The 26,585-nt window shown below is 62.4% G+C and carries 22 protein-coding genes and 1 tRNA gene; 13 read left to right on the plus strand and 10 right to left on the minus strand.

Going from position 1 to position 26,585, the window contains the following annotated elements:
• Positions 1–96 precede the first annotated feature (96 nt).
• A complete protein-coding gene (locus tag ACGYLA_RS06150) occupies positions 97–720 on the plus strand; it encodes a helix-turn-helix domain-containing protein (protein WP_067262060.1) in 624 nt (207 codons plus the stop codon).
• On the opposite strand, the gene ACGYLA_RS06155 is transcribed toward ACGYLA_RS06150, so the two are convergent.
• Positions 709–2,439, minus strand: a complete 1,731-nt coding sequence (locus tag ACGYLA_RS06155) for an extracellular solute-binding protein (RefSeq protein ID WP_394431107.1) — start codon at positions 2,437–2,439, stop codon at positions 709–711. The genes ACGYLA_RS06150 and ACGYLA_RS06155 overlap by 12 nt on opposite strands.
• 392 nt (positions 2,440–2,831) lie before the next feature.
• On the opposite strand from ACGYLA_RS06155, the gene ACGYLA_RS06160 reads away from it, so the two are divergent.
• Both ACGYLA_RS06160 and ACGYLA_RS06165 read left to right on the plus strand, forming a co-directional pair.
• Positions 2,832–3,617, plus strand: coding sequence for a 3-hydroxybutyrate dehydrogenase (locus ACGYLA_RS06160; RefSeq protein ID WP_394431109.1), 786 nt, complete (start codon positions 2,832–2,834; stop codon positions 3,615–3,617).
• 5 nt (positions 3,618–3,622) lie between these two features.
• Entirely contained in the window at positions 3,623–4,657 is a 1,035-nt protein-coding gene (locus ACGYLA_RS06165) for a patatin-like phospholipase family protein (RefSeq protein ID WP_067262055.1), read from the plus strand.
• Here ACGYLA_RS06165 and ACGYLA_RS06170 read toward each other — a convergent pair.
• From ACGYLA_RS06170 to ACGYLA_RS06185, 4 genes are all read right to left on the minus strand, one after another.
• The gene (locus ACGYLA_RS06170; RefSeq protein WP_067262054.1) at positions 4,637–5,389 is read right to left on the minus strand and encodes a DUF502 domain-containing protein; all 753 of its coding nucleotides are present in this window, start codon (positions 5,387–5,389) and stop codon (positions 4,637–4,639) included. The genes ACGYLA_RS06165 and ACGYLA_RS06170 overlap by 21 nt on opposite strands.
• Before the next feature lie 84 nt (positions 5,390–5,473).
• Positions 5,474–6,406 carry a pseudouridine-5'-phosphate glycosidase gene (locus ACGYLA_RS06175; protein WP_067262052.1) on the minus strand — a complete coding sequence of 311 codons (933 nt, stop codon included), beginning with the start codon at positions 6,404–6,406 and terminating at the stop codon, positions 5,474–5,476.
• Positions 6,403–7,287, minus strand: a complete 885-nt coding sequence (locus ACGYLA_RS06180; RefSeq protein ID WP_394431112.1) for a PfkB family carbohydrate kinase — start codon at positions 7,285–7,287, stop codon at positions 6,403–6,405. The genes ACGYLA_RS06175 and ACGYLA_RS06180 overlap by 4 nt, the downstream gene beginning before the upstream one ends.
• A gap of 42 nt (positions 7,288–7,329) precedes the next feature.
• The gene (locus tag ACGYLA_RS06185) at positions 7,330–8,157 is read right to left on the minus strand and encodes a DUF4198 domain-containing protein (protein ID WP_394431114.1); all 828 of its coding nucleotides are present in this window, start codon (positions 8,155–8,157) and stop codon (positions 7,330–7,332) included.
• On the opposite strand from ACGYLA_RS06185, the gene ACGYLA_RS06190 reads away from it, so the two are divergent.
• Entirely contained in the window at positions 8,156–9,301 is a 1,146-nt protein-coding gene (locus ACGYLA_RS06190) for a HupE/UreJ family protein (RefSeq protein WP_394431116.1), read from the plus strand. The genes ACGYLA_RS06185 and ACGYLA_RS06190 overlap by 2 nt on opposite strands.
• A gap of 40 nt (positions 9,302–9,341) precedes the next feature.
• Here ACGYLA_RS06190 and ACGYLA_RS06195 read toward each other — a convergent pair whose 3' ends face one another.
• Positions 9,342–9,965: a thiamine phosphate synthase gene (locus tag ACGYLA_RS06195; protein WP_394431118.1), complete on the minus strand. Its 624-nt coding sequence runs from the start codon at positions 9,963–9,965 to the stop codon at positions 9,342–9,344.
• Positions 9,966–10,087: 122 nt separating this feature from the next.
• Between ACGYLA_RS06195 and ACGYLA_RS06200 the strand changes: the two genes are divergently transcribed.
• From ACGYLA_RS06200 to ACGYLA_RS06215, 4 genes are all read left to right on the plus strand, one after another.
• A complete protein-coding gene (locus tag ACGYLA_RS06200; RefSeq protein ID WP_394431120.1) occupies positions 10,088–10,852 on the plus strand; it encodes an RNA methyltransferase in 765 nt (254 codons plus the stop codon).
• A 255-nt stretch (positions 10,853–11,107) separates the two neighbouring features.
• Positions 11,108–12,253, plus strand: a complete 1,146-nt coding sequence (gene ctaA, locus ACGYLA_RS06205) for a heme A synthase (RefSeq protein ID WP_394431122.1) — start codon at positions 11,108–11,110, stop codon at positions 12,251–12,253.
• Positions 12,254–12,256: 3 nt separating this feature from the next.
• Positions 12,257–13,738 carry a carboxypeptidase M32 gene (locus tag ACGYLA_RS06210; protein ID WP_394431124.1) on the plus strand — a complete coding sequence of 494 codons (1,482 nt, stop codon included), beginning with the start codon at positions 12,257–12,259 and terminating at the stop codon, positions 13,736–13,738.
• A gap of 162 nt (positions 13,739–13,900) precedes the next feature.
• Positions 13,901–14,236 carry a hypothetical protein gene (locus ACGYLA_RS06215; protein ID WP_209218837.1) on the plus strand — a complete coding sequence of 112 codons (336 nt, stop codon included), beginning with the start codon at positions 13,901–13,903 and terminating at the stop codon, positions 14,234–14,236.
• A gap of 128 nt (positions 14,237–14,364) precedes the next feature.
• Here ACGYLA_RS06215 and gyrA read toward each other — a convergent pair whose 3' ends face one another.
• Complete coding sequence (gyrA, locus tag ACGYLA_RS06220; RefSeq protein WP_394431126.1) at positions 14,365–17,112, minus strand: DNA gyrase subunit A; 2,748 nt, start codon at positions 17,110–17,112, stop codon at positions 14,365–14,367.
• Positions 17,113–17,302: 190 nt separating this feature from the next.
• Between gyrA and ACGYLA_RS06225 the strand changes: the two genes are divergently transcribed.
• Positions 17,303–17,572 carry an usg protein gene (locus tag ACGYLA_RS06225; RefSeq protein ID WP_067262037.1) on the plus strand — a complete coding sequence of 90 codons (270 nt, stop codon included), beginning with the start codon at positions 17,303–17,305 and terminating at the stop codon, positions 17,570–17,572.
• A gap of 25 nt (positions 17,573–17,597) precedes the next feature.
• Here ACGYLA_RS06225 and ACGYLA_RS06230 read toward each other — a convergent pair whose 3' ends face one another.
• Positions 17,598–18,545: a radical SAM protein gene (locus ACGYLA_RS06230; protein ID WP_394431128.1), complete on the minus strand. Its 948-nt coding sequence runs from the start codon at positions 18,543–18,545 to the stop codon at positions 17,598–17,600.
• A 155-nt stretch (positions 18,546–18,700) separates the two neighbouring features.
• Between ACGYLA_RS06230 and zwf the strand changes: the two genes are divergently transcribed.
• From zwf to ACGYLA_RS06250, 4 genes are all read left to right on the plus strand, one after another.
• Positions 18,701–20,164 carry a glucose-6-phosphate dehydrogenase gene (gene zwf / locus ACGYLA_RS06235; RefSeq protein ID WP_168612952.1) on the plus strand — a complete coding sequence of 488 codons (1,464 nt, stop codon included), beginning with the start codon at positions 18,701–18,703 and terminating at the stop codon, positions 20,162–20,164.
• Positions 20,161–20,832 carry a 6-phosphogluconolactonase gene (gene pgl, locus ACGYLA_RS06240; RefSeq protein ID WP_394431131.1) on the plus strand — a complete coding sequence of 224 codons (672 nt, stop codon included), beginning with the start codon at positions 20,161–20,163 and terminating at the stop codon, positions 20,830–20,832. Before zwf ends, pgl begins: the two co-directional genes overlap by 4 nt.
• Positions 20,829–22,421: a glucose-6-phosphate isomerase gene (pgi, locus tag ACGYLA_RS06245; protein WP_394431132.1), complete on the plus strand. Its 1,593-nt coding sequence runs from the start codon at positions 20,829–20,831 to the stop codon at positions 22,419–22,421. The genes pgl and pgi overlap by 4 nt, the downstream gene beginning before the upstream one ends.
• A 159-nt stretch (positions 22,422–22,580) precedes the next feature.
• Complete coding sequence (locus tag ACGYLA_RS06250) at positions 22,581–24,209, plus strand: long-chain fatty acid--CoA ligase (RefSeq protein ID WP_394431133.1); 1,629 nt, start codon at positions 22,581–22,583, stop codon at positions 24,207–24,209.
• Between the two features lie 42 nt (positions 24,210–24,251).
• On the opposite strand, the gene ACGYLA_RS06255 is transcribed toward ACGYLA_RS06250, so the two are convergent.
• Together ACGYLA_RS06255 and ACGYLA_RS06260 are read right to left on the minus strand one after the other, a co-directional pair.
• Complete coding sequence (locus ACGYLA_RS06255; RefSeq protein WP_394431135.1) at positions 24,252–26,303, minus strand: ATP-binding protein; 2,052 nt, start codon at positions 26,301–26,303, stop codon at positions 24,252–24,254.
• A gap of 201 nt (positions 26,304–26,504) precedes the next feature.
• Positions 26,505–26,578: transfer RNA gene (locus tag ACGYLA_RS06260), tRNA-Gly, on the minus strand.
• Between the last annotated feature and the right edge of the window lie 7 nt (positions 26,579–26,585).

The raw sequence follows: 26,585 nt of genomic DNA on the forward strand, positions 1-26,585 counted from the left end.
CCCCATCTATTGTTGCGCAATGGGCATAGCGGGCCGGGGCCGGTATCGCAAGCGGGCAGCGTTGCAAGCGCCCCGGGGCGCGGCTATAGCAGGTCCATGACAGATACGCCGCCCCGTTCCCTGATCCAGATCGCCCGCGAAAGCGGCGCGAGCGAGACCGCCCCGCCGGTCGACCTTGGCGCAAGGGTGCGCGAGCTGCGCAAGGCGCGTAATTGGACGCTGGAACAGGCCGCGCGGCAGGCGGGGCTGGCGCGCTCGACCTTGAGCAAGATCGAGAACGGGCTGATGTCGCCCACCTATGACGCGCTGAAGAAGCTCGCCGTGGGGCTAGAGATCACCGTGCCGCAGCTTTTCACCCCGCCCGCGGGGGAGAAGATCACCGGCCGCATGGCCGTGACCCGCGCCGAGGAAGGCGCGCCCAAGGCCACCGGCACCTATGAGCATGTCCTACTGGCCGACGCGTTGCGCAAGAAGCAGATGCTGCCCTACCGCGCCCGCATCCGCGCCCGCCGGATGGAGGAGTTCGACGGCTGGGTGCGCCATGACGGGGAGGAGTTCCTCTATGTGCTGACCGGCATGGTGCGGCTTTTCACCGAGTTTTATGAGCCCGTCGACATGCGCCGGGGCGATAGCGCCTATTACGACGCCACCATGGGGCATAACGTTGTCTCGCTCAGCGATGAGGATGCGACGATCCTCTGGGTGACCTCACTGGTCTGACCCCTCCGCCGGTTGCCACCACCAGACCTCGGGCATGAAGTTCGGCACATCGCCGTAAAGCGGGATCGTCTCGGGGTAGGCCATGCGCGCGTCATGGGCGATCAGCCCTTCGTCGAACTGCCAGAAGGGGATGACATAGCGCCCCGCCGTCAGGATCCGGTCAAGCGCGCGGGTCGCGGCGACGAAATCCGCCGTTTCGCGGGCCTGCAACATCCTGTCGATCATCGCATCCACCGCCGGAGAGCGCACGCCCATGAGGTTGCGTGTGCCGGGCAGATCGGCGGCCTCCGACCCCCAGTAGAAACGCTGCTCCGTACCGGGGCTGAGCGACAGGGCGCGGCGGAAGGTTGTCATGTCGAAATCATAGCTGTTCTGCCGTGCGACGAATTGCGCATCATCCACGGTTTCGATCTCGGCGGTGATGCCAAGCCGCTTGAGGGCCTGCGTGTAAAGCTCTGCAATCGCTAGGTTTTCACGGCTTCCCTTGGACAGAAGGATGGTAAAGGTCAGCGGCGTGCCGTCGCCCCGGCGCATGACGCCGCCTTCGGCCTCGTAACCTGCGGCATTCAACTGCTGCATCGCGGCGCGGATGCCCGTGCGGTTGCGGGCAGAGCCGTCACCCACCGGCAGCCGATAACCATCCACCGTGCCGGGCGGCAGCGTGTCGACGTAATCGGCCAGCAGATCGAAAACCCGCCCTGACGCCGGACCGTCGCGCATGGCAAGGTCGGAGTTCGAGAAATAAGAGGTGATCCGGGGCAGGGTGCCGCCGGTAAGCGTCTCGTTGATATACTCGAAGTTGAAGGCCGAGATCAGCGCGTCGCGCACCTGCCAATCGTCAAACGGCGCGCGGCGGGCGTTCATGACAAAACCGGTCATGCCGGAAGGTTTGCTATGCGGGAAGGTCGATTTCACCACGTCGCCCCGGGTGATCGCGGGGAAGTCGTATTGCGTGGCCCAAGTCTCGGCGTTGAATTCGCGCACGGCTGAGATTTGACCGGCCTTGAAGGCTTCGAAGAGCACATTGGCATCGCCGTAAAAGTCGATCTTTACCTCATCGTAGTTATGCGTGCCTTGGCGAAAGGGCACCTTTGCGCCCCAGTAATCTGGGTTGCGAGTCAGCGTGACATGGCGGCCCGCTTGATAGTCGGTGATGGTATAGGGGCCGCTGCCCAAAGGGATTTCGGACAGGGGGGCATTGGCAAAGTCCTGCCCCTCCCATTGCGCCTTGCTCAGGATGGGGCGCATCCCGGCGAGCAGGGCAAGCTCGCGGTTGTCGCTGTTAAAAGTCATGCGCAGGCTGCGCGGGCCGGTCTGTTCGATGCTGTCGATCTGCTGGCGTAGCCCGTGGTAGCGGGGATGGCCTTCGGTGCCGAGCAAATCGAAGGAAAAGATCACATCCTCGACGGTGACGGGCGTGCCATCGGAAAACCGCGCCTCCTCGCGCAGGGTGAATTCCACCCAAGAGCGGTCCTCGGGCACCTCGATCGTCTCGGCCAGCAGGCCGTAAAGCGCGAAGGGTTCATCCCAGGACCGCCCCATCAAGGTCTCATGGGTGAAATGCGGCAACTGCCAAGGCGCGGTGCCCTTGCGAACGAAGGGGTTGAGGCTGTCGAATCCCCCGGTATTGCCCAGAACGATCTCACCCCCCTTGGGGGCTTCGGGGTTCACGTAAGGGAGGGCGTCAAAATCGGCCGGTAGAGCAGGGTCGCCATACATGGCGATTCCATGTTGCGGGGCAGCCCATGCCGCCCCCGAGAGCAGAATCAGTGAAGAAAGGGCCGCAACGCCCCGTGCTTTCGAGAAAAAATCCCGGCTTATTTTTGAAACAATCACGTTCTGCCCTTATTTTGCTGGAGTTATTCCATACCCGCGGATTCTCGCCTTATCAAACTTTTAGCTTGGATTGTGAGCGTGAAAGGCGTATACAGAGGTCACTGCTCGATAGGTTTCTTGCCTGTATGAAACCTGCCTCAATAACTTACGCCCGCCTCGCGCGGGCGTTTTTTTGGCCAATTTTCACCGACCCTTAAGCTCCTTCGCGCAAACCCTTTCCCTTTGGCGCGCGCGCAGTACATGATGCAGGCGCAGCATGAACAAGGAGACGCGCCATGGCTTTCACCATCGACCTGTCCGGCAAGACAGCCGTCATCACGGGATCGAACTCTGGAATCGGACTGGGCATCGCCTGGGAATTGGCGCGGGCCGGGGCCGATATCGTGTTGAACTCTTTTACCGATGACGAGGCGGATCATGCGCTGGCGCAGGAGATTGCGCAGACATGCAACGTAACGGCCCGCTACATCAAGGCTGACATGTCCAAGGGGGCGGACTGTCGGCGTTTGATTGCCGAAGCCGGGGTCTGTGACATTCTGGTGAACAACGCTGGCATCCAGCATGTCGCGCCAATCCCTGAGTTTCCGGCCGAGAAATGGGACGCGATCATCGCGATCAACCTGTCGTCGGCCTTTCACACCACCGCCGTAGCGCTGCCGATGATGCGCAAAGCGGGCTGGGGTCGTGTGATCAACATCGCCTCGGCCCATGGTCTGACGGCATCGCCCTATAAATCCGCCTATATCGCCGCGAAACACGGGATTGTCGGCCTCAGCAAGACCACCGCGCTGGAGACGGCGAAAGACCCGATCACCTGCAACGCCATTTGCCCCGGCTATGTGTTGACCCCGATTGTTGAGAAGCAGATCCCCGACACCATGAAGGAATACGACATGAGCCGCGAAGAGGTGATCGAACAGGTCATGCTCACCCGGCAACCGTCGCGCGAATTCGCCACTGTTGAGCAGATGGGCGGCACGGCGACCTTCCTGTGCTCGGATGCAGCCGCCCAGATCACCGGCACGACGATCAGCGTCGATGGCGGCTGGACGGCGTTGTAAGCGCCGTGGCCGTCAAGAAACGCATTAACCTTGCCCTCCAAGGGGGCGGCGCCCATGGCGCTTTCACTTGGGGGGTGCTCGACCGGCTGTTGCAGCAGGACGACCTGGACATCTGCGGGATCTCGGGCACCTCGGCGGGGGCGCTGAACGGCGCGGCATTGAAATCGGGGATGATCTCGGGCGGTCGCGAGGGCGCGCGGGAGAATCTCGATTGGCTTTGGGCGCAGGTCTCTGGCATTTCGGACCTGCGGCTGTCGCATTGGCTGGCGCCTTTCGGTTTGGACAAGCTCAGTCAGGCGATGGAATATTCGCTGCCCATGGCGATCTCGGATTCGCTGACGCGGGTCGTGTCGCCCTATGCTTACGGCCCGTTCTATCGCAACCCGCTCGAAGATGTCGTGGCCCGGTTCGATTACGGCAAAGTGGGCGCGCATAAGCCGCCGTTCTTTTTCGTCTGTGCCACAAGGGTCCGCAACGGCAAGATCCGGGTGTTTGAGGGGGATGAGATCGGGCCTGATGCCTTGCTCGCCTCAGCCTGCCTGCCGACGATCTTTAAGGCGGTTGAGATTGACGATGCCCAGACCGGCCAGCGCGAGGCGTTTTGGGACGGCGGCTATACCGGCAACCCGGCGCTGTTTCCGCTGTTCCGCGATGACCTGCCCGAAGATATCGTGGTGGTGAACATCAACCCGCTCGACCGCGAAGACCTGCCGGTCACGCCGCAGCAAATCCAGAACCGTATCAATGAGATCAGCTTTAATTCCAGCCTCTTGCGCGAAATGCGGGCGATTGACTTCGTTCAGCGGCTGATTGCGGATGGCACCCTGCCGGAGGGACGGATGAAGCGGGTGCACATGCATATGATCGCCGATGACGCGCTGATGGCGCAGCTGTCGGTGGCGACGAAACTGATGCCCAACCCCGCGGTGATCCGGGCGCTGCATGAGGCAGGCGTGGCGGCGGCGGACCGGTTTCTAGAGGAGCACTTCGACGATCTGAACCAGCGCAGCAGCGTCGATCTACCCGCGATGTTCGGCTGAGTTTTCAGGGTCCGACAGCGCCAGCGCCTCGGGCAGATCGGCACCGGGGCGCGGCGGATAGACCAGCCCGGCAGAGATCACCAGCTTCGCCGCGTCTTCGACGCTCATGTCAAGTTCGATCACATCCTCGCGTGGCAGGAACAGCAAGAAGCCCGAAGTGGGGTTCGGCGTGGTCGGCAGGAAGACCGAGAGCATCTCGCCCCCCGCGTTGGTGCGGGCCAAGACCTCTCCCTTCGCCTCTGTCGAGATGAAGCCAAGCGCCCAGATGCCGCGCCGGGGGTATTCGATCAGGCAGGCGGTCTCAAAGCTCCGCTCGGACTGGGCGAAGATTGTCTCGGAAATCTGTTTGATGCCGGAATAGATCGTCCGCACGACGGGGGTGCGTTCCACCAGACTTTCGGCGAAGCGGATCATCGAACGGCCAATCAGCCCTTTCGCGGCCCAGCCCACCATAACGGTGAAGATCAGAAAGATCACCACCCCAAGGCCGCGCACGTTGAACTGCATCGACGGGTCGAGGCCCAAGAAATCTTGGAGCAGCCGGTCGGGATGGTAGGCTTTGGGCACCAGCGGCAGCACGAAACCGTCGATCCAGCCGACCACGCTCCAGATCAGCCAGATGGTCAGCCCGACGGGCGCAATCACGACCAGACCGGTCAGGAAAGACGCGCGCAGCCTTGCGACAAGGCTGCGCCGAACCTGCGTTGGGTCGGGATCAAAAGGTGTGTTCATCTGCGCCGTTTTCCGAAGAGTTAATCGCAACATAGCTAAGGCGTATGCCCCGGCCCGGCAATGGCTCCGCGGTGTTTTTCGCCTTTAACGCGGCAGGTTGACGAGGTTTGCGGCGATCTTGGCCCCCAGCCGGGCATTGTTGCGCACCAGTGCGATATTGGCGGTGAGCGAACGGCCCTCGGTCAGCTCGAAGATGCGTTGCAGCAAGAAGGGGGTCACGCCCTTGCCGTGGACGCCTTGGGCATCGGCCTCGGACTGGGCCTGCGCGATGATCGGGGCGAGTTCGGCGGCGGGGATTTCCTCTGCCGCGGGGATCGGGTTGGCCACCAACTGGCCACCGGGCAGGCCCATGGCGGCGCGGGTGCGGTGGGCTTTGGCAAGGGCAGCGGCATCATCAAGGCGCAGCGGAGATTGCAGATCCGAGCCCGCGCTCCAGAAGGCGGGGAAGCTGTCTTGGCCCACGGTGATGACCGGCACGCCTTGGGTTTCCAGCACTTCCAGCGTCTTCGGCACGTCGAGGATCGCCTTGGCGCCCGCCGCGATGACGGTGACGGGGGTTTGGGCCAGTTCCATGAGATCGGCGGAGATGTCAAAGCTCTCTTCCGCGCCCTTATGCACGCCACCGATGCCGCCGGTGGCGAAGACTTCGATGCCCGCAAGATTTGCGGCGATCATGGTGGCGGCGACGGTGGTGGCACCTGTCCCGCCGGAGGCGATGCAGACGGCCATATCGGCGCGCGACAGTTTGGCCACGTCCTTGGCCTGGGCCAGATCGCTCAACTGGTCATCGTCCAGACCGATATGCAGCGCGCCGCGGATCACGGCGATGGTGGCAGGCACGGCGCCAGCGTCGCGAATGTCCTGTTCGACCTGCCGCGCCACTTCGAGGTTTTGCGGATAGGGCATGCCATGGGTGATGATGGTGCTTTCCAAGGCCACGATCGGCGCGGCGTTCTCGCGGGCCTTGGCCACCTCGGCGCTGAAGGTCAGGGGCAGGGCGGATGTGGCGGTGGTCATATCTTGGTCTCTCCGGAAACGTAAAGGGCGGCGGCATCGAGTGCTGCCTTGAGGGCGGATTGCGCAACGGCACCGCCAAGTTCAGCGGCCACATGGGCCGCCATGAATGTATCGCCTGCACCCGTGACCCGGGCGACATGCACCTGCGGCGGGGTGAGGGTGATGATCTCGTCGCCTTGGCCCACGGTGGCGGGGTTGCCGCCGTCGGTCACCACGGCACGGCGTGCGCCACGGGCCAGCAGGGCGCGGGCGGCGGTGGGGGAATCGTCAAAACTCGACTGGCAGAGCAGTCCGGCCTCTTCAAGGTTCACATAAAGCGTACCGCGCCCGGCCTTGAGGAAAGGTGTGAGCCGCAGCGCCTTGCCGGGAGAGGCGGGCGCGACGCGCAGGTCGACTTTTGCCAACAGCGGGCTTTGCGCCATGCGGGCCAGCAGTTCGACGGTCAGGTTGCCGTCCAGCGCCACGGCCCCTTCGTAGGGGCTGGGCAGGCTGCCATCCTCCAGCGGGCGCAGGATCTTGTCGCCTGCAGCCTCCAGCGAATGGGCATCGGCAATCGCGGCGATCAACCCGTTGGACCCTTCGACGGCCATGTAACGGTCGGTCGGCAGATCGTCCGAGCGGTAGACGTGATCGGTGATCAGCCCGCGCAGGGCGCAGGCGGCGATCAACTCATCCCCTTCGGCATCGCGCCCCACGGCGGAAAGCAACGCAGGCGTCAGCCCAAAGCGCGCCAGCGCCATGCCGATGTTCAGGGCCACGCCGCCGGGCAGGCGGGTGATCCGCCCCGGCATGTCAGAGCCTTGGCGCATGGCGTTTTCAGAGCGGCCGATCACGTCCCAAAGGACGGAGCCGATGCAAAGGATGTCAGCTGTCTTGGTCATGCGGCGCTTCTAGCCGCCAAATCTCCCCACGCGCAAGCGGCGTTATTGTGGCACCGCGAATGTCAGCGCCGCCCAGAGCGTTTCCCAGACCGGTTGATTGGGGTCGTAGCCCGCGCCCCTTTGCGCCTCTGCCGCCGGGCGCAGCACCACCGCGTCAAAGAGGTACTCATGCCCCGCCGTGACCGGAAGCAGTGCTTCGCCCGCCGCATCGGTGCGGTGGAGGGAGATGGCGACGCTGTCATCCGGCGCGCGGTCGAACACTTCGATCTGCGCGTTGGCGCGAGGGGTGCCCTGATAGAGGAGTGCCACCTTCATCTCACCTGCGAAATCTGCGGCATAGGGATTCGTCAGCGCCACGAACTCCGTCGCCATGCCGTTGGGCGCATCCTGCCCTGCGCCCGCGCCGAGGGCGATCAGGGTTTTGACGTGGCGGGTGTAGCTCTCGACGACCTTCTCGGTCGACCAGCCGTTCGCGCGGTGATCGCTTTCGGCCTTGGGGAAATCCTTATGCGCGGCGAAACGGAGAAATTTGTCGAAGTCCTCATAGGTGACTTTGGAGGGCGTCGTTTCGGCCACCGCCACGACCAGCGCGTCACCCTCGGGCGCGGGGAGGCTCAGGGCAGGGCTGTCGCCCGCGCGCGGCGATAGCGCGACCTCTCGTCCCCCGATTTTGACCTCAAAACGCGTGAGCCGGTTGGGCAGATAGGGAAAGGCCGCGCCGGTAAATTCCTCACCATTGCGAAAATGCGCCGCGATCTTTTCACCGCTTTCCACTTGATAGTTCACCGGCGACAGCCAGTATTCATGTGCAAAGGCAGGCGCTGCCGATAAGATACTGAAAATAATAGCGGACAACTGGGACAGTTTCATGAAGCGAACTTTCATTTTGTTAAGATCCAAGCTGGCGTTGCTGTGGCTGTTGTCAAGCGCAGTGCTGCTTTCGGCGGGCGCGGGCGCACAGGCGCATGAGGTCAAACCCACGATCGCGGATCTGACCGTGGCCGACGGGCGGGCGGTGCTGGCGCTGGAGGTCAACCTCGAAGCGCTCTTGGCGGGCATCGACCTCGATACCGTCGAAGACACCGACAATGCCGAGAATGCGGGCGATTACGATGCGCTGCGCAGCCTGCCCGCCGCGCACATCGCCGACCGCGCGCCTGAGCTTTTGCCGAAGTGGAACAGCCTGCCGCTTCTGAGCGTCGATGGCGCCGCCGTGCCGTTGGAGAGTGTGACACTCGAAGTGCCCGAAGGGGTCGACTCCGAACTGCCGCGCGACAGTCAATGGCGACTAGAGGGCGCGGTGCCGGCAGGCGCCGAAGAGGTGCAAGTGACATGGCCGGATGGCGCGGGCGCGCTGGTGCTGCGCCAGCAAGGGGTGGAGGCGCCCTATACCGGCTATCTGTCGGGCGGTGAGACCAGCCCCGAAATCGCCCTTGGGGGCGGTGATGCCGAAAGCGGCTGGCAGGCTTTCGTCAGCTACATCCCGGTTGGGTTCGACCACATCCTGCCCAAAGGGTTGGATCACATTCTATTCGTCTTGGGCCTGTTCTTTCTGTCGACCCGCCTGCGGCCTTTGATCTGGCAGGTCACCGCCTTCACGCTGGCCCATACGGTCACGCTGGCGCTTGGCGCTTTGGGCTGGGTCAACGTGCCCGGTGCCATCGTCGAGCCGCTGATCGCCGCCTCAATCACCTATGTCGCGGTCGAGAATATCTTTCACTCCGCCCTGAACCGCTGGCGGCCCTTGGTGATCTTTGGCTTTGGGCTGTTGCACGGGCTTGGCTTCGCCTCAGTGCTGGGGGATTTCGGCCTGCCTGCGGGGCAATTCGTGCCTGCGCTCATCGGCTTCAACATCGGGGTGGAACTGGGCCAGCTGGCAGTAATCGCCATCGCCTTCGTACTGGTCGGCTGGGCGATGAATCGCGATTGGTACCGCCGCGCCATCGCGGTCCCCGTCTCCTGCGTCATCGCGGCGGTCGGGGCCTATTGGTTCATCGAACGGGTGTTTTTGTAAGCGAGCGGGCAGCCCTTAACCGGGCTGCCCCAAGGGCCCCTTAGCCCTGCATGGCAGCGATCAGGGCGGCGAGTTCGGCCACCGGATCGTCCTTGTCCCAAATCTCGGTCCCGATGCCGAAAAAGTCAGTCCGGGGGGCGAGATCGCGGATCATGTTGATGTCGAGCGCGCCTTCGGCGACGACGGGCACTTCGATCACTTCGGACCACCACTGGAACAGATCGGCCTCGGCAAAGCTTCCATCGCCAAGCGCGCTGGCTTGGGTCGGGCCAAAGCTGATGTAGTCTGCCCCGGCTTCGCCTGCCGCCATCCCCTCATGCCGCGATGTGCCGCAAAAGGCGCCGACAATGGCATCTTCGCCCAATTCTTTGCGAGCATGGCGCACGGTGCGGGCGGCATCGCTAAGGTGCACACCGTCAAGGCCGAGCTTTTCGACCAGCAGCAGATGATCCGAGATCACCAAGGCCACGTCGCGCGCATGGGTCACCTCGCGCAGGGCGTCACCGGCGCGGGCGAGGCGGTCTTCATCCCGGGCCGAAAGCGCCATGCGCACACAGGCCACCGGATGGGCGTCGAGCACGGCGGCGAGTTGCGCGGGGAATTGGCTCAGCTCAACTTCGGGCGGGGTGATAAGGTAAATCTGCGGCTGTTCTGGCGCGTCCATGGTCACTGTCCTTAATCGGGTCTGAGCGCCTGACTAGCGCAGGGCGTTGCAAAAGAAAACGGATATGCGTGCGTCGCGCGGGCTTTCTTGCGGTGCGCAGGCGCAGGGGCTATGAGGCGCGCATGACAGAGACATCATCCTCCCCCGTTCAGCCCGCGCCGATCCCGGCCATCGTGCTTGTCCGCCCCCAGATGGGCGAGAACATCGGCGCCGCGGCGCGCGCGATGTGGAATTTTGGCCTCGATCACATGCGGGTCGTGGCCCCGCGCGACGGCTGGCCGAGCCAATCCGCCGTGGCCATGGCCTCGGGGGCGGGGCGGCTGTTGGACGAGGCACAGCATTGCGCCGATCTGCCCGAAGCGCTTGGCGATTGCGATTTCACCTTTGCCACCACGGCGCGTAGCCGAGACTTGACCAAACCGATCTACAGCCCCGAAGCCGCGATGCGGCTGGCGGCGGAGAAAATCGCGGCGGGCCAACGGGTTGCGGTGCTGTTCGGACCCGAGCGGGCAGGGCTTGAGAATGAGGATATCGCGCAGGCCAATGCCATCGTCTCGGTCCCGGTGAACCCAAAGTTCGCCTCGCTCAACCTCGCGCAATGCGTGCTGTTGATGTCCTACGAATGGATGCGGGCGCAGGGCGAGGTGACCCATGAGGTCGTCGAGATGGCGGGCACCGATTGGGCCAAGGGCGCCGAAGTAGACCATTTGGCGCGGCATTATGAGGAGCAGTTGACCGAGGCCGGGTTCTTCTTCCCCGAGCATAAGGTCGCCTCGATGAAGCTCAACCTTCGCAACATGTGGTCGCGGATGCCGCTGACGCGGGCGGATGTGCAGATGTTGCACGGCATCCTGCGGCAAATGGTCCGCTGGAAGGAGAAGGGCTGAGGGCCATCGGCTGCCCGTGGGGTGGCGATCCTGAAGTTTTTTCTGCCACTTTATGGTGCAGCATCAGTGCTTTGCCGCAGTGTCGCGCCTGTCCTTGCCAAATCGCCTCCCCGTGGGGCGGGCAGGCGATGGCCCGGCGCCTTCGGCTTGATTCCGGGCCGGGGCTGGCGGCGCATGCGGCAACATAACCCACCCCGCTAGACCTTTCTCTGCCCATGTCATACCACTCTATCCAAACGGAAAAAGAGGCGCGCCATGGCGGAGAAACGGAAACTGTTTGAAGAGGTCGGGTCCGACCAACCCAGCCGTGCACCGGTGCAAACCGGCACGATCGACAAGGGCCGTGGCGGCGCGCGCGGGCCGATCCGGGTCTGGCTGATGATCCTCTTTGCGCTGGTCTTTGTCATGATCGCCGTGGGCGGGCTGACGCGGCTCACTGACTCCGGCCTCAGCATCACGGAATGGCGCCCGGTGACCGGTGCCTTGCCGCCGATGAACGAGGCCGACTGGCAGTCTGAATTTGAGAAATACAAGCAGATCGATGAGTTTCAGGTTCAGAACTCTTGGATGGAACTCTCTGATTTCAAAAGCATCTACTGGTGGGAATGGGGGCATCGGCAGCTTGGCCGGGTGATCGGCCTCGTCTGGGTCTTGGGCTTTCTCTACTTCCTCCTGCGCCGGCAAATCCCTGTCGGCTGGACCAAACGGCTGCTCTTTATCGGCGCTTTGGGCGGCGCGCAGGGGGCGATCGGCTGGTGGATGGTCGCTTCGGGCGTGACCAGTGGGCAGGGGGTGACGGATGTGGCCTCCTACCGTTTGGCGACACATCTGGGGCTGGCCTTTGTCATCCTCGGTTTTATCACATGGTATGTCCTGTTGCTGGGCCGCAGTGAGCGCGACCTGATTCAGGCCCGCCGCGCCAAGGAGGCCAAGCAATTCGGCATGGCAACGGGTCTGTTGCATTTCGCCGCGTTGCAGATCCTGCTGGGCGCCTTGGTCGCAGGGATTGACGCGGGGCGCTACTTCGTCGACTGGCCGCTGATGCAGGGGCAGTTCTTCCCGCCCGAGGCATTCGACATCACGCCGACATGGCGGAATTTCTTTGAGAACCCGGGGTTGGTGCAGTTCATGCACCGGATGGCGGGCTATCTGCTTTTCGCTTTCGGGGTGGTCGTCTGGCTGCGCGGTCGCCGCTCGGCCCATGCCCGCACGCGTTTTGCTTTCAACGCCGTGATGGCGGCGCTGTCTTTGCAAGTGGTTCTGGGCATCACCACCGTGCTCTATGCCGCGCCCGTGCATCTGGCGCTCGCGCATCAGGCGCTGGCGGTGCTGCTTTGGGTGCTGATCCTGCGCGCGCGTTTCCTTGCGGCCTATCCCGTCGCCACATCGCTGAGAGGCTGAGACATGACTGCATATGATGATTTGATGGCTTTCCAGCGCGACACCGAGGCGCTGGCACAGGTCGCGGGCCGTTTGGGCTGGGATCAGGAAACGGTCATGCCCCGGGGTGCGGCCCCGCAGCGGGCCGAGGAGATGGCGGCGATGGAAAGCGTTCTGCACGCCCGCCGCATCGACCCGCGCATCGCAGATTGGCTTGCCCAGATCGAGCCCACGGCGTTGGACGCGGTCGGGCAGGCGAACCTGCGCCACATCAAGCGCGACTTTGACCGTGCCACCCGCGTGCCCGCCGATCTGGCGGCGCGTATCGCCCGCGTCACCTCCGCCGCCCAAGGCACTTGGGCCGAGGCCCGCGCCGCCGATGACTTCGCGGCCTTCGCTCCTACTTTGAAAGAAGTGATCGCGCTCAAACGCGAAGAGGGGGCCGCACTGGCCGAAGGGCGCGAGATCGAGATTTATGACGCTATGCTGGAGGATTACGAGCCCGGCACCACGGCGGCGGATCTCGAAGCCATGTTCGGCGCGCTGCGGCCAAAACTCTCCGAACTGCGCGCCGCCGTCCGCGAGGCCGAAGCGCCCCCGGTGTTGGAAGGTGTCTTTGATGAAGCGGCGCAGATGACCCTCACCGCCAAACTGGCGCGGCGCTTTGGCTATGATCTGGCCACCGGACGCATCGACAAGGCGGTGCATCCCTTCTCCTCCGGGTCGGGGCTGGACGTGCGGATCACCACGCGAACCAATGCTCTCGATCCGTTCAATTGCTTTTACTCCACCGTGCATGAGGTCGGCCATGCGGCCTATGAGCAGGGGATCGACAGCGCCTATCTGCTGACCCCCTTGGGCCGGGGCGTGTCGATGGGGGTGCATGAAAGCCAAAGCCGCATCTACGAAAACCAGATCGGCCGCAGCCGCGCCTTCACCGGGTGGCTCTATGGCGAGATGACGGCGGTCTACGGTGATTTCGGCGTGCCGGATGCCGAAACCTTCTACCGGATCGTTAACCGCGTGTCCGATGGTTTCATTCGAACCGAGGCGGATGAGCTTCAGTACAATCTCCATGTTCTGCTGCGTTTCGATCTTGAACGGGCGCTGATGTCGGGCGACCTGCAGGTCGACGGCTTGGAAGCGGCGTGGAACGATCGCTTCGAGGCTGATTTCGGCTATCCGGTCGACCGCCCGTCAAACGGCGTCCTGCAGGACGTGCATTGGTCCGTCGGGCTTCTGGGCTATTTCCCGACCTATAGCCTCGGCAATGTCTATGCCGGATGCCTTCACGAGGCTTTGCGGGAGGCCGTACCCGATCTCGACGAAGCCTTGGCAAGGGGGGATACAAGCACAGCCACCGGTTGGCTACGTGAGAACGTGCAAAAGCATGGGGGCCTCTACGAGCCGCGTGAGGTAATCACCCGCGCTTGCGGGAAGCCGCCGACCGAGGCACCGTTGCTGACCTACCTAGAAAACAAGTTCACGGAACTGTATGGAATTTAGGCATCCGAGATGGGGAACAATTCGCCATTTTGGATGTTGCTTAAACAACGGGCATCGCTATAATTCATAACTATAGCTTAACATTTCGCCTTTGCGCTGGCTAAGATTATATGCGATGGTGCGGTGAGTTTAATTTTTGACGAGATACAGGAGTACCTAGATATGAAAATTCTTGCAACCGTGGCGGCGACAATCGCTCTTTCGGGTGCTGCTTTCGCTCAGACAACTTCTCAAGCGGCTGTTCTTGGGGCGTCTGACGATGCGGTCTATTCGCTTCAGGTTCAAGGTGCCAATGGTGTGGTCTATAACTGTAAGCCTGATCCGGTCACCGTAGACGGCAACACTGCGCGCGTTTGCGTGCCTGCCGCTGCAGCTGGTGCAGGGCTCTTTGCTGCTGGTGCCGGTCTAGGTGGCGGCGCGGCGGCAGCTGGTGCTGCTCTGGTTCTGGTTGCAGTCGCGGCATCCGGTTCCTCTTCTTCGACCACGACTACCAACTAATTTCCTAACGGAAGTTTAAGATTAGAAAATCCCCCGCGCTGATGGCGCGGGGGATTTTTTGTTGTTCGATGCTGTTTTGGTAAAAAGCCCCCGCCCCAAAGTATATGCATGGGGCAGGGGGCCGCCGATCAGTCGGCGGCGCTGTCACCCTCGACTTCATCCTCTTCGTTGCCCTGATCGGCGATCCAAGCCACGCTGACAACTTCCTCGTTCTTGCCGGTGCTGAACACTTTCACACCACCTGCGCTGCGCGAGCGGAAGGAGATGCCTTCGACCGGCACGCGGATCGATTGACCCTTGGAGGTCGCCAGCATCACCTGATCGGACATTTCCACCGGGAAGCAGGCGACGATGGGGCCGTGGGCCATGGCCTTGGTCCAAGCCGTCACGCCCATGCCGCCGCGGCCCCGTACAGGGTAGTCATGGGCCGAGGAAACCTTGCCCGCGCCCTTGGCGGTGATCGTCAGGATCAGATCTTCGGCGGCGGACATTTCGGCATAGCGTTCGGTGCTGAGCTGGCCAGCTTGAACCTGCTCTTCCTCGTCATCGCTGCTGTCGTCGTCCGTCAGCCCCGCCATCAGACGGCGCTGTTTGAGATAGGCGACACGCTCTTCCGAACTCGCTTCGAAATGCCGGATCACGGACATGGAGACGAGGTTGTCTCCCTCGCCCAGACGGATGCCGCGCACGCCAACGGAGTTGCGCGAGTTGAACACCCGCACATCGGTCGCCGGGAAGCGGATCGCGCGGCCCGCGTCGGTGACCAGCATCACGTCATCGTCGTTCGAGGCGATGCGCGCGTTGATCAGCGTGGTGCCCTCATGCTCGCCTTCGAACTTCATGGCGATCTTGCCGTTGGCCTTCACATTGGTGAAATCCGACAGCTTATTGCGCCGAACGGTCCCGGCAGAGGTGGCAAAGATCACCTGCAGGTCGTCCCATTCCTTCTCATCCCGGTCCACCGGCATGATCGCCGCGATGGAGACACCGGTGGGGATGGGCAGGATATTCACGATGGCCTTGCCTTTGGCGGTGCGCGCGCCCTGCGGCAGGCGCCATGTCTTTAGCTTGTAGACCATCCCGTCGGTGGTGAAGAACAAAAGCTGCGTATGGGTGTTGGCGACGAAGAGGTTGGTGACGACATCCTCTTCCTTGGTCTGCATGCCCGAGACACCCTTGCCGCCGCGGCGCTGCGCGCGGAAGTCGGCCAGGGGCGTGCGCTTGATGTAGCCGCCGGAGGTCACGGTCACGACCATTTCCTCGCGGGCGATCAGGTCTTCGTCGTCCATGTCGCCCGACCAGTCGACGATCTCGGTCCGGCGCGGCACGGCGAATTGCTCGCGCACCTCGCGCAACTCGTCGGAAATAATGCCGAGGATACGCTCGCGGCTGCCCAGAATCTCAAGGTATTCTTTGATCTTACCCGCCAGCTCTTCCAGCTCGTCGGTCACTTCCTTGACGCCGATCTGCGTCAGACGCTGCAGGCGCAGTTCCAGAATGGCGCGGGCCTGCGCTTCGGAGAGGTTGTAGGTGCCGTCGTCGTTCGCCGTATGGGTCGGGTCGTCGATGAGCGCGATATAGGGCAGGATGTCCTCGGCGGGCCAGCGGCGGGTCATCAGCTTCTCGCGCGCCTCGGCGGCGTCGGCGGAGGAGCGGATGGTGGCGACGACTTCGTCGATATTGGTGACCGCGACCGCGAGACCACAAAGGATGTGGCTGCGCTCGCGCGCCTTGCGCAGCAAGTAGGCCGTGCGGCGCGCCACGACATCTTCGCGGAAGTCGATGAAGTAGCTGAGGAATTTGCGCAAAGTGAGCTGCTCAGGCCGGCCGCCGTTCAGCGCCAGCATGTTGCAGCCGAAGTATGTCTGCATCGGGGTGAAGCGGTAAAGCTGGTTCATTACCACTTCGGCGGTGGCGTCGCGTTTGAGTTCGATCACCACGCGCACGCCGTTGCGGTCGCTCTCATCCTGAACGTGGGCGATGCCCTCGATCTTCTTTTCGCGGACCTGTTCGGCGATCTTTTCGATCATCGTAGCTTTGTTGACCTGATAGGGGATCTCGTCGATCACGATGGCCCAGCGGTCCTTGCGGACCTCCTCGACCCGGGTCTTGGCGCGGATCACGACACTGCCGCGGCCCTCAAGATAGGCTTTGCGCGCGCCGGAGCGGCCCAGCATGATGCCGCCCGTGGGAAAGTCGGGGCCGGGGACGTATTCGATGAGCTGTTCCGAGGTCAGGTCCGGATCGTCGATCAGCGCGAGGCAGGCATCCACCACCTCGCCAAGGTTATGCGGCGGGATGTTTGTCGCCATGCCGACGGCAATGCCGCCCGCGCCGTTGACCAGCATGTTCGGAAAGCGTGCGGGCAGGACGGTCGGTTCCTGTTGCTTGCCGTCGTAGTTGTCCTGAAAATCGACGGTTTCCTTGTCGATATCCGCCAGCAGGTAGGCGGCGGGCTTGTCCATGCGCACTTCGGTATAGCGCATGGCCGCCGGGTTATCGCCGTCCATCGAGCCGAAGTTGCCCTGACCGTCCAAAAGCGGCAGCGACATAGAGAAATCCTGCGCCATCCGCACCAGCGCGTCGTAGATCGCGCTATCGCCATGGGGGTGGTACTGGCCCATCACGTCGCCCACGGGACGGGCGGATTTGCGGTAGGGTTTGTCATGGGTGTTGCCGGTCTCATGCATGGCGTAGAGGATGCGGCGGTGCACCGGTTTCAGACCGTCGCGCAGATCGGGAATCGCGCGGCTGACGATCACGCTCATCGCGTAGTCCAGATAGGACGTGCGCATCTCGTGTTCGATGGTCACCGACGGCCCGTGAAAGATGGGCTTTTCGTCTGCGTTTTCAGGGGTATCCGGCGTATCGGTCACGTATCTTGCCCACCATTTTTATGGTTCTATATCTTGGGGTTTTCTATAGCAGACGGGGCATATCAGGTGCAATGGCTGTGGCCGAAACGCACTGGCAGCACTTGGGTCGAAGTGCCAACACACTGTTTTCATTGAAAAGTAATTCTGACCGCGCAAACTTGTTCTACAGAGGCAGCAAGGGAGGCGCAACATGCCCCGCAGTGAAACCGAATTGATGCTGAAAGGTTACGGGCTGACCACGGCAGAGTTCTTTTACCACATGCCCGATTATAGCCATGTGCTGAACAGTTATATCTGGCAGGATTACGACATCGCACCGGACCATCCGCGCCTGTTCGAATTCGTCGAATTCTGGCGCGCGGAGTTGGACGGTCCGCTGCATTCGGTCCGGTTCACCCACCGCAAGCTGATCGGCCCCGGCGAATGGCAAAACCAAGTGGGTGAGTTCACGCTACATTGAGCCGGTAAGCCCGAGGGCAGGGGCGTCAGGCCGAACAGCTCGCCCCGCCCAACACGCAGAACTTTGCGCAATGCGGGTGGTTCAGCGCCACGTCGCGCTCCGCCTCGGCCAATGTGGTGCCGAGTTCGAACTCAGGGTCGTAGGGCAAGAGCGTACAGGCCAGCACGGCGGGTTTCTCGGCCCCCTTGCGTTTGACCACCATACGGGAGGAGGCGCACATCAACGCGTCAGGGGACTTGTCCAAGATGCCCCAGCAGGCAGTGGTGATTTCGGGCACTTCGACGGCCTCGTCCATCTCGGGGAAGAGGACGGTCATGGCGGGGTCTTGCGCGTCGATGTCAAACCCGTGTTCGGCGTAGAAGGCGGCATAGCCCGCGCGGCTGTCGGCATCGCTGTCGGCAAAGATCGACCGCCCCGCCACGGCCATGCGAAAGCCGTTATCGCGGAGCCATTCCATGCCGGTCAGGGTCTTGTCGAAAGCGCCTTCGCCGCGTTCCGCGTCGTGCAGATCGCGGCGATAATGGTCGACGGAGATGCGGAAGGTCATCTTGCCGGGATAGGCATCGCGCAGCCGTAAAAGCCCCTTTTGCACCGATTTGCGCATCATCGGATGCATGGCGTTGGTCAGGATCAACACCTCGTATCCGCGCTCTAGCGAGGCTTCGGTGATCTCGATCATCTGAGGGTTCATGAAGGGCTCACCGCCGGTGAAGGCGATCTCGCGCACCGGCCAGCTACGCTCCTCGATCTGGTCGAGATAGTCGCGCACCTCATCCGCGGTGATATAGACCAGCGCGTCGTTCTTGGGGCTGGAGGCGATGTAGCAGTTCACGCATTCGATGTTGCACAGGGTGCCTGTGTTGAACCAAAGCGTTTCCGCCCCGCGCAGGGCCACGGTGGCGCGGGGTTCCCCCTTGGCGGTGACCGCCGGGTTCTGGAACTTGCCCTCGTTTGCTTGCGCAATATCTTTCATGATTGTTCCTTGCGTGATCCCGTGTGTTCCTGTTGTGGTAAGCTATTGCGGCGCACCCTAAAAGTCCAAGCACCGGGGCGCACAGTCTTGTGATGTAGGGAAAAATAAGTATGTTTGCGCTAACTCTGCCACTCTGCCCGGACAAGGATTAGTCAATGGTTTCGCGTGTTATCCCTGTCGACCCCTTCGATCTTGTCATCTTTGGCGGCACCGGCGATCTGGCCCGGCGCAAGATTTTGCCGGGTCTTTACCGGCGATATTGTGCGGGCCAAATGCCCGAAGAGGCGCGGATCATCGGCGCTGCGCGCACCGAGATGGACGCCGCAGGCTACCGCGAGATGGTGGCCGAAGCGATTGAAGAGTTCGGCGGGAAAGACGCCTGTGACAACCTCGATGCCTTTCTGGCCAAGCTTGACTATGTCGCCATCGACGCACGCGGAGAGACCGGCTGGGCCGAACTGCAGGGGCTGATGTCCGGCAAGGACCGGATCGAGGTCTATTATTTCTCTGTCGCGCCGGGGCTTTTCGGCGATCTGGCCGAACGGTTGCAGCAATGGGGCATGGCGGGCGAAGAATGTCGCATTGTCGTGGAAAAACCCTTTGGCCGCGATCTGGAGAGTGCGCGCGCTCTCAACGCGACGCTGGCCACCTATTTCAAAGAACAGCAGATCTACCGGATCGATCACTACCTCGGCAAAGAGACGGTGCAGAACCTCATGGCGGTGCGCTTTGGCAATATGCTGTTCGAGCCATTGTGGAACCGCCAATACGTCGATCACATCCAGATCACCGTGGCCGAGACGGTGGGCGTCGGCGGGCGTGGGGAGTATTACGACAAATCCGGCGCGATGCGGGACATGGTGCAGAACCACTTGATGCAACTCTTGTGCCTGATCGCGATGGAGCCGCCCGCGCGTTTTGATCCCGATGCGGTGCGCGACGAAAAGCTGAAAGTGATCCGCGCGATTGATCCGGTGCTGCCGCATCATCTGGTGCGTGGGCAGTATGAGGCCGAAGAAGGCAATGAGGAAGATGCCCCCAGCTACCGCGATGCCGTCGGCAACCCACGGTCGCGGACCGAGAGTTTCGTGGCGTTGAAGGCCCATATCAGCAACTGGCGCTGGCATGGCACGCCGTTTTATCTGCGCACCGGCAAGCGCATGGTGGCGCGGTCGAGCGAGATCACGGTGGTTTTCAAAGATACGCCGCATTCCATCTTTGCCGAAGACGCTGGCCGTCATCGCAACGTGCTGTCGATCCGCTTGCAGCCGAACGAGGGCATCACCCTTGGCGTGACGATCAAGGAACCGGGGCCGGGGGGCATGCGTCTGGTCGATGTGCCGCTCGACATGACCTTTGCCGAGGCGCTTGGCCCCGATGGGGGCGATCAGGTCGATGCCTATGAGCGGCTTATCATGGACGTGATCCGGGGCAACCAGACATTGTTCATGCGCGACGACGAGGTCGAGGCCGCCTGGGCCTGGACCGATCCGATCATCCAAGGCTGGGAGGCGCGTCACGACGTGCCCAAACCCTATGACAGCGGCTCCGCGGGGCCCACGGATGCGACAGAAATGATGCGGCGCGATGGCCGTGAATGGCGAAAGGTATCCCCATGAACATCATCGAATATGCGGACCGCGAAATGCTGGTGATGAATGTCGCCAACAAACTGGCGGGCAAGTTAAAATCGGCGCTTTCGGGCAATGACCGCGTGTCTTTCGCGGTGCCGGGCGGCTCTACCCCCGGGCCGATCTTTGAGATGCTCAGCGCGACCGATCTGGATTGGAGCCGGGTGGATGTGATGCTGACCGATGAGCGTTGGGTGGATGTGGATGACCCGCTGTCGAACGCGCGTCTGGTGCGCGAGCATCTGTTGAACGACCGCGCTTCGGCGGCGCAGTTCATCCCCTTTTTCCGCCCCGGGCTTTCTCCGGGCGAGGGGGCAGAGGTGTTGGCCCCCAGTCTGACGGATCATGTGCCGATCTCTGTCCTGCTGCTTGGCATGGGCGACGACATGCACACCGCTTCGCTTTTCCCCGGCGACCCGAGCCTGCCTGACGCTTTGGCCGCCGATGCGCCGCTGCTGTGCCCGGTCTATCCCGAGGGCCAGCCGACCGCGCGGGTGACGCTGCCGGCGCATGTGCTCGACGGGGCGTTGAACAAACATCTCGTGATTTTCGGGGAAGAGAAACGCGCCGCCCTTGAGCGTGCGCAGGGGCTTTCCCCCGAAGAAGCGCCGATCGCAGCGGTGCTGGATGAAACCGAAGTTTACTGGGCGGCATGATGAACATTTGGCAAGACCTTCAAGAGCGGCAAAGCGCCGTGGCAGACCGCAAGATTACGGCACTGTTCGATGATCCCAATCGGGCCGAGGACTTCTCGCTGCGCACGCAGCATATGCTGTTCGACTACGCCAAGACGAATATCGACGCCGAGACCCGCGCGGCGCTGCTGCAACTGGTCGACAACGCCAACGTTACGGAGCGGCGCGATGCGATGTTCGCGGGCGCGCCGATCAATGAGACCGAGGGCCGCGCGGTGTTGCACACCGCATTGCGCAATCTCGATGGCGGGCCGGTAGAAGTCGCGGGCGAGGATGTGATGCCGCAGGTGCGAGACACGCTGGCGCGGATGCGCAGCTTTGCCGATCAGGTGCGCAGCGGCGACATTACGGATGTGGTCAACATCGGCATCGGCGGCTCCGACCTTGGCCCCGCCATGGCGACCCGCGCGCTGACGCCCTATCACGATGGACCGCGCTGCCACTTCGTCTCAAACGTCGATGGGGCGCATATCGCGGATACGCTGCGTGGGCTGGATGCCAAGAAAACGCTGGTGATCGTTGCCTCCAAGACTTTCACCACCATCGAGACCATGACCAACGCGCGCACGGCGCGGGCGTGGATGCAGGAGCACGGCGGCGATCCGGCGACGCAATTCGCCGCGCTCAGCACCGCGGATAACAAGACCGCCGAGTTTGGGATCGACCCGGCTCGCGTCTTCGGGTTCGAGGATTGGGTCGGCGGGCGCTATTCCGTCTGGGGGCCGATTGGTCTTTCGCTGATGATCGCCATCGGACCCAAGGCCTTTGACAGTTTCTTGCGTGGCGCGCAGGAGATGGACCGCCACTTCTGCGCCGCTGATCCGGCGGAGAACATGCCGATCCTTCTGGCGCTCTCGGGCATTTGGCACAATCAAATCTGCGGCCATGCCACCCGCGCGGTGCTGCCTTATGACCAGCGGCTCGAAATGCTGCCGGACTACCTGCAACAGCTTGAGATGGAATCGAACGGCAAAGGCGTGCAGATGGACGGCACCGACAGCCCGCGCCACACCGGCCCGGTGGTCTGGGGCGCGGCGGGCACCAATGGGCAGCACGCTTTCTATCAGTTGATCCACCAAGGCACCCGGGTGATCCCTTGCGAGTTTCTGGTGGCGGCGAAGGGGCATGAGCCGGAATTGCAGCACCACCACGATCTGCTGATCGCCAATTGCCTCGCCCAATCCGAAGCGCTGATGCGCGGGCGGTCTTTGGACGAAGCGCGCGCCATCATGCGCAACGCGGGGCTTTCGGGCGACGCGCTTGAGCGCCAAGCGCGCCACCGTGTCTTCCCCGGCAACCGGCCCTCGACCACGCTGGCCTATGAAACGCTTGATCCCTTCACGCTGGGCCAGATCATCGCGCTCTATGAGCATCGCGTTTTCGTCGAAGGGGTGATCCTCGGCATCAATTCTTTCGATCAATGGGGCGTGGAACTGGGCAAGGAACTGGCTAAATCGCTCCAACCGCTGGTCGAAGGGGAGGTCTCTACCGAGGGAAAAGACGGCTCTACCGCCGGGCTGATCGGTTATATCCACCAGCAACGCGGCTAGGGGCTGCCCTTAGAGCGGAACGAGGCACCGCGCGGGCGATAGTCGCCTGCGCGGCGCCACTGTCCTGTCCGTCAGCGCTATTCCGACTTGCCGGAGGGGAAGGCTTGCAACTGCCCTGACCTTTGGACAGTCTCAAAGCAAATGATTGGAGGACCCCCTATGCTTGGCCAGATGATGACGCAGCCGCTGCTGATCTCAAGCCTGATTTCCCATGCCGAACGCTATCACCCCGAGGGCGAGATCATCTCGGTCTCGACCACCGGCGGGGTTGAGGAGACGAACTGGGGGCAGGTGGCCGAGAACGCGCGGCGTTTGGGCGCGGCCTTGACCGATCTGGGGCTGTCGCCGCAGGCGCGTTGCGGGACCATCGCATGGAACAATCGGCGGCATCTGGAAATCTACTTCGGCACCTCCGGCGCGGGCTTTGTCTGCCATACGATCAACCCGCGGCTCTTTGCCGATCAACTTGTCTATATCCTCAACCATGCCGCGGATGAGGTGCTCTTCATCGACAAGACCTTCGTCCCCCTCGTCGCCGCGATCCGCGACAAGCTGGAGCATCTCAAGCACCTCGTCCTGTTGTCCGGCCCCGATGCCGAGGCTGCTGAGGCGCTGCCGGGGTTGATTTTCTACGACGAATTGGTGGCTTCGGGCGATGCCGGGTTCGACTGGCCCGATCTGGATGAGAACACTGCGTCGAGCCTTTGCTACACCTCTGGCACCACGGGCAATCCCAAGGGTGTGCTCTATTCTCACCGCTCAACCGTGCTGCATTCCTTTGGCATCAACATGGCCGACAGCATCGCGATCTCCGCGCGGGACATCGTGATGGCCGTGGTGCCGATGTTCCATGTCAACGCTTGGGGCTGCCCCTATGCCAGCGCCATGACCGGCGCGCGGATGGTGTTGCCGGGGCCGAACCTCGATGGGGCATCGCTCGTGGGGCTGATCGAGACCTACCGCGTCTCCTTGGCGCTTGGCGTGCCGACGATCTGGCAGGGGCTCTTGGCGGCGGCAAAGAAATCCGGCAGCGAACTGCCCAGCCTAGAGCGTACCGTGGTCGGCGGTTCGGCCTGTCCGCCGTCGATGATCAAGACCTTCCGCGAAGACTATGGGGTGGAGACCATCCACGCTTGGGGCATGACCGAGATGTCGCCGGTGGGCAGCGTCAACAAGCCCTTGGCGAAACACGGTGAATTGCCCGAAGACGCCCAGCACAAGCTGCGCGAGAACCAAGGCCGCCCGGTCTTTGGTGTTGAGCTTGAGATCTGGGACGACGCAGGCAAGCCGCTGCCCCATGACGGCGAGACCCAAGGCGCGCTGGTCACCCGCGGGCATTGGATTTTGGATGCCTACTATCAATCCGACCGCGACAGCACCCTGCGCGATGGCTGGTTCGACACCGGCGATATCGCGACGATGGACGCCGACGGCTATATCACCATCCGTGACCGCGCTAAGGATATCATCAAGTCGGGCGGCGAATGGATCAGTTCGGTTGAGTTAGAGAATATCGCCATTGCCCATCCCGATCTGGCCGACGCCGCCGTCATCGGGGCCACCCATCCCAAATGGGATGAGCGCCCGGTTCTGGTCGCGGTGAAGGCCGAAGGGGCCGATCCGTCAGAGGCGGATATCCTCAAGGTTTTCGAGGATCAGATCGCCAAATGGCAGGTGCCCGACAGGGTGGTCTTCGCCGAGGCACTGCCGCGCAACGCGACGGGCAAAGTGCTGAAACGCGATCTGCGGGACCGCTTTGGCGATGTGCTGATGCAGGGCGAGAGCTGAGGCAATCGGCCCCGGTCCGCTTTGGGCCGGGGCGTTTTGCCATCAGGCCGAGCGGCGCATCTCGCTATCGGCCACGGGGCGGGGTAGGGTCAGCCGGAAGGTGCTGCCCACGTCGACTTTGCTTTCCAGCGACAGGCTGCCGCCATGCAGGCTGGCCAATTGCTCGGCAATCGCAAGGCCCAATCCCAAGCCGCCGTTCTCACGCGACATTGAGCCGTCAACCTGCTGAAAGCGCAGGAAAACCCGTTCGAGATTGTCCTCGGAAATACCGCAGCCCGTGTCGGAGACCGAGAAGGTGATCTCTTCGGCATCCTGCTGCATCTGCAGATGAATATTGCCGCTGCGGGTGAATTTGATCGCGTTTGAAATCAGGTTGTAAAGGATCTGCCTCAGGCGCACCGGATCGGCATTGGCGAGGGCCGTGCCATTGTCCTCATAGGTCAGCGTCAGCCCCTTGGCCTCGGCATCCGGGCGCAGGTCATCGGCGACGGAAAGGGCGATCTCGCTGGTCTCGATCTCTTGAAGATCAAGCTCCATCTTGCCGCGCGCGACCTTGGTCCAATCCAACAGGTCTTCGACAAGGCGCAGCATATGTTTGGACGACCCCGCGATGCCGCCCGCTTGGTCAGAGACGAAGTTTTGGAACTCATCGACGCTGTGTCGAATGTCGGGCGTGGCATTGGGGCTGTTGTTCAGCGCGGTCTGCAAACGCCGGGCTTGGGGCAGCTTCTCGGCATGTTGCAAGAAGGTCGCCCGGCCCGAGATCACGGTCAGCGGGGTGCGCAACTCATGGCTGACGTTGTTCAAGAACTCGGTCTTTTCGCGGTCCGCCGCCTTGGCCGCGTCGAGCGCGCGTTTCTCGGCCGTCACATCGGTCCAGATGCCCACAGTATAGCCATGCGGCGTGCGCGATTCCGTCACTTTGAGCCAGAAGTTATCCGAGACCTCAAGAATGAAGGCGCCGGTCGGGTTGCGGAACCGAGCGAGACGTTTGGCGATCCAAGCCTCCCGCTCTTCGACCTGCTCAGGGTGTTGATGGCGGGCGACCCAATGGCGCAACAGCTCTTCGATGGTTTTGCCGGGGATCAGAAGGTCAGCGATTTCAGGGTGATACTCCAGAAACTTGCTGTTGACGGTGACAAGGCGTTCTTTCTCGTCAAAGGCGATGAACCCCTCTTGGATCGATCCAATCCCCTCAGCCAAAAGCGCATGGGCTTCCTGCTTTTTCAGCGTGACCCGGCGGAAGGCCCAGAGGCCCGCCATCAGCGCGATGGTCGCGATCAAGGCGAAGGCTACGAGGTAGGGGCTTTGCGGGGCATAGGGGGGCAGACCGTTGGCGGGGCTGGCCGTCGCCTCCCATGTCTTGCCCAAAAGCTCGAACCGGGTGCGCACGGGGGCTGTGGGGTCGACCCCCGCAGGCTCAATCTCAGGCGGCATGACGCCCGTGGGAAAGGCGCGGAGGCTATAGATGTAGTCGGCGGCCTGATGCGGGTTTTGATGCGGCTCGAACAGCCGGTCGGGCTGGAAGACGATGGACATCACCCCCCAAAAACGCGGCGCACCAAGGCCGATGGGGCGCTCGAACACCGGGTAGTGCATGATATAGCCCTTGCCGCCTTGAACAAGGTTCAGCGGCCCTTCGATGGTCGGGCTTTGGCGGCGGTAGGCATTGGCGACGCCGGAAAGCTGCGTCGGGATGTTCTTGTATTCAAGGCCAATCGTCCCGCCATTCTGGGTCTTGGGATAGCTATGCGTGATCTTGAGGTCGGGGGCGAGGGCGAAGGCCTGAATGCCGGGGTTCCGGTCGCGTAACTCCTTGACCAGCAGTTCGATCTTCTTGTCTCTGAACGCCTCACCGGACAGCAGGATATTCTCGATGTTCTTGGTGACCAGAATGGTTTCCTGGAACTGGTGCTGCACCTGATTGCTGACTTCATGCAGCGTTTGCCGGGCATCCTGACGGATGCTAGCGATATGCTGCTCGTAATCCAGTTTGACGATCGAATAGCTGATGCCGGCGACACAGCACAGTACGATGAAATTGACGATGATATACGCCTTGGATGTCGCGTAGTCCCGAAACGCGTTTGCCACGCTTTTTTCCTTTGCCTGCGGGCGCATCTGACCTCGTTGGGCCATCCGCGCGTAAGTTATTCCCCTGCTGATTGCTACTTTTATAGGCAATCATGGCGAAATTCGGACCAGATTAGGCTTTTCGTAGGGGTGACCTTGGGGAACGTCGCGCGCTTTGTGCTGCGGCATCCGGCGGCGGTCAGAAAGGCGATTGATTGAGCGTGGAGCGGGTAACGAGAATCGAACTCGTAACTAAAGCTTGGGAAGCTGCCGTGATACCTTTTCACCATACCCGCGCGCTGA

The organism is Sulfitobacter sp. 1A13679 (assembly GCF_043557115.1).
Classification (GTDB): Bacteria; Pseudomonadota; Alphaproteobacteria; order Rhodobacterales; family Rhodobacteraceae; genus Sulfitobacter; species Sulfitobacter faviae.